3 protein-coding genes are annotated in these 3,073 nt (G+C 41.7%); all 3 read right to left on the bottom strand.

What is annotated here, in order from left to right; genetic code table 11:
- Window positions 1-987, bottom strand: a 987-nt coding sequence (locus ACJML3_RS03920; RefSeq protein ID WP_406020807.1) for a FliI/YscN family ATPase, incomplete at its 3' end; no start/stop codon positions are given.
- Window positions 988-2,370 (bottom strand): FliH/SctL family protein, encoded by a 1,383-nt coding sequence (locus ACJML3_RS03915; protein WP_406020805.1) that lies wholly within the window; start codon window positions 2,368-2,370, stop codon window positions 988-990.
- A gap of 16 nt (window positions 2,371-2,386) precedes the next feature.
- Window positions 2,387-3,073, bottom strand: a 687-nt coding sequence (fliG, locus tag ACJML3_RS03910) for a flagellar motor switch protein FliG (RefSeq protein WP_406020803.1), incomplete at its 5' end; no start/stop codon positions are given.

The following is a 3,073-nucleotide window of genomic DNA, read 5'->3' as shown; positions in this document are numbered from 1 at the left end:
AGCTCTTGCAGAATCTGCTATAGGATCCTGCAGATCGTCACCTTCAACCAGGACAGTAAAGAAAGCTGTAATTGAGCCCTGATCTTTACCACCATTACCGGCTCTTTCAACCAAAGCAGGAAGCTTTGCAAATACAGATGGAGGATAACCTTTAGTTGCAGGAGGTTCACCTACAGCCAGAGCAATCTCACGCTGAGCCATGGCATAACGTGTTAATGAATCTATCATTAAAAGAACGTTATAACCCTGATCACGAAAATACTCAGCAATCTGAAGTGTGGTCTCACAGCCTTTAAGTCTCATAAGAGGAGAAGCATCAGCAGGCGCTGCTACAACAACGGAGCGCTTTCTGCCCTCTTCTCCAAGAATATCATCGATAAACTCTACAACCTCACGGCCACGCTCACCGATAAGTCCTACAACAACGATATCAGCTGTGGTACCACGTGTCATCATACCTAAAAGTACAGACTTACCAACACCAGAACCTGCAAAAAGACCAATACGCTGTCCCTGACCTATGGTAAGTAAGGAATTGATTGCCTTTACACCCACATCTAATGGCTCTTTAATAGGACGTCGTCCCATAGGATTTAATTTTTTTGGATGCCATTTTGTTGCTGTTGTACTTACTAAAGGTCCCTTATCATCAATAGGATTACCCATACCGTCTAGCACACGTCCTAACAGATGAAGTCCGTATGGATAAGAATCAGTATTTGCAACAGGAATTACAGGATCGCCGTTTTGAACCTCGATAATATCAGAGGTTGGCATAAGGAATGTTGTCTCACCAGAAAAGCCTACGACCTCTGCAATCATAGGACCATTATTAGTATCAATACGGCATCTTTGACCTAAAGGCACCTTGATACCGACAGCCTCAAGAGTAAGACCAACTACTCTTGTCAGATGACCTGAGATTACAGGAGGCTTTTCACTCTCCACAAGATTTATTGACTGCAGTCTGGAGAGAAGGTTGCTCATTTATATCTCCCCGGTTGCGCTTTTAGATAGAATTGAAGCTGCATCCTCATCAGACATAGGCTCTGATACCTGACTTTCAAGCTCTTCAATTGCACTAAGCTCTCTGTTTTGTGGCTCATCCATCAAAACCTGCTGTGCATCTTCTTGTGGAGCATCAGATACTTCATTTTCAGATACAGACTCATCTGCAATTTCGCTACCTTCACTTTCAGTATCCTGCATCTGTTGCTGATCTTCTGGATTTACACTTTGTTCAATTGAATCTTTTATGTCAGTTAAGGTTCTTTTTGCAATCTTCTTTTTAGGGATCTCATCATATTCAGGACATCCCTCGATTGATTCTTTTAAAGCTGAGTTTACATTTGGATAGACGCTGCTTAAAAAGTTATCTAAAAGAGAATCAATTCGGTCATTAACTCTCCATTCAACAGTTGATGCACTGTTGCAAACTCTTATATCGCCAATCTCAAGAGAGTCATCGTCATTAAGCTCCCAGTGCTGTTCATTTATATACTCACTGCCAAGAGCACTTCTAACAAGAGCAGCATCTTCAGGATTTAAATAGATTGATGCACCCTTCTTTGAATTTGGAAGAATTGAAAGTGCCTTATCTAAGGTATTGCGTAAGAAAGGCTCATTATTATTAATCTCCTTTCTTATGATCACCTTTGCAAGACGGGAAATGATATAGCAGATTTCATCTGTTACATCTCTATCAAGTTCACGAAGTGGATTTGCAAGAGAGTCAGCAAGATATCTAAAGCGCTCAACCTGTTCAAGTACAACGCTCTGACCTGACTCTAAACCTTCAGAGTGGCCTTTAGTAAAGCCATCTTCCTGTCCCTGTCTGTAGCCATCCTGATAGCCTTTTTCTAAGCCTTCAGCAACGCCTTTTTCAACACCTTCGTTATAGCCTGACTGAAAACCTTCCTCATGACCTTTTGCTCTACCTTCTTCAAGGCCCTGATTTTTACCTTCCTCAAAAGCTTCATTTCTAATCTGTTCAAGCTCTTCAACAGTAAAGGCTGGCTTTTGTCTTTCAGCCTCAACAAGCTCCATTTCCTCTTCGGCCATGTTGGAAATTTCTAAGAAAAGCTCCTGTCTTTTCTTTGCCTGAAACTGTTCAAATTCTTTTATCTGAGCTTTTTTACGGGACTGATAATCTTCAATTCTTACACCAAGTGCGTTTAAAGGACCTACAGCATCATTCTCATCAAGTGTAGGCCAGACTTTAACCTTGTAATCCTTAGCCTTATCTGCTGATGTAACAGTAGAAACAGTTCGATGATATCTTATATCAAGACGGCCCTTTTTAAGCTTCTGGATATCCTCAGCATTAACAACGGAATCATCAACTTGTTCCTGTGAAAAAAAATCGTCCATAGTATTCCTTCAGTCACTAGATGAAGTCTGAGCTTCCACCACCACGGCTTAGCATGATAGCGCCAGAATCTGCAAGTTTTCTTGCAATAGTAAGAATTTCCTTCTGAGCAGCTTCAACATCTGAGAGCTTGGTAGGTCCCATAGATGCAAGATCTTCACGTAAGGATGCAGCTGCACGAGAAGACATGTTCTTGAAGAACTTCTCCTTGAGACCATCGTCTGCGCCCTTTAAAGCCTTCTGCAGCACGTCTGATGGAACATCACGCAACAGAGTCTGGATTGAACGGTCATCAACACCATTGAGGTTATCGAATACGAACATAAGATCCTGGATCTGATTACCGATTTCCTTATCCTGAGACTGAATAGCATTCATCAGCTGAGTCTCAGTTGAGCTATCTAAGTAGTTCATAATATCGGCAGCACTCTTTAGACCACCAATCTTTGCAGACTGAGAGCCAGCTGTACCGGCAAACTGTTTTTCCATAATTTCATTAAGTTCTTGCAATGCTGCAGGCTGAACCTCTTCTAAGGTTGCAATTCTCATAATAAGATCAAGTCTTACATTTTCAGGGAACTGAGAGAGAATTTCAGCTGACTGCTCAGGCTCTAGATATGATAAAACGATAGTCTGAATCTGAGGATGCTCATGCTGAATAATGGTGGCAACCTGACGGGCATCCATCCACTTTAATGAATCAAG

The sequence above is a fragment of the Succinivibrio sp. genome (assembly GCF_045124615.1).
GTDB lineage: Bacteria > Pseudomonadota > Gammaproteobacteria > Enterobacterales > Succinivibrionaceae > Succinivibrio > Succinivibrio faecicola.
The sequence above is the reverse complement of the archived record's forward strand: the minus strand, read 5'-3'. Positions and strand labels throughout refer to the sequence as shown.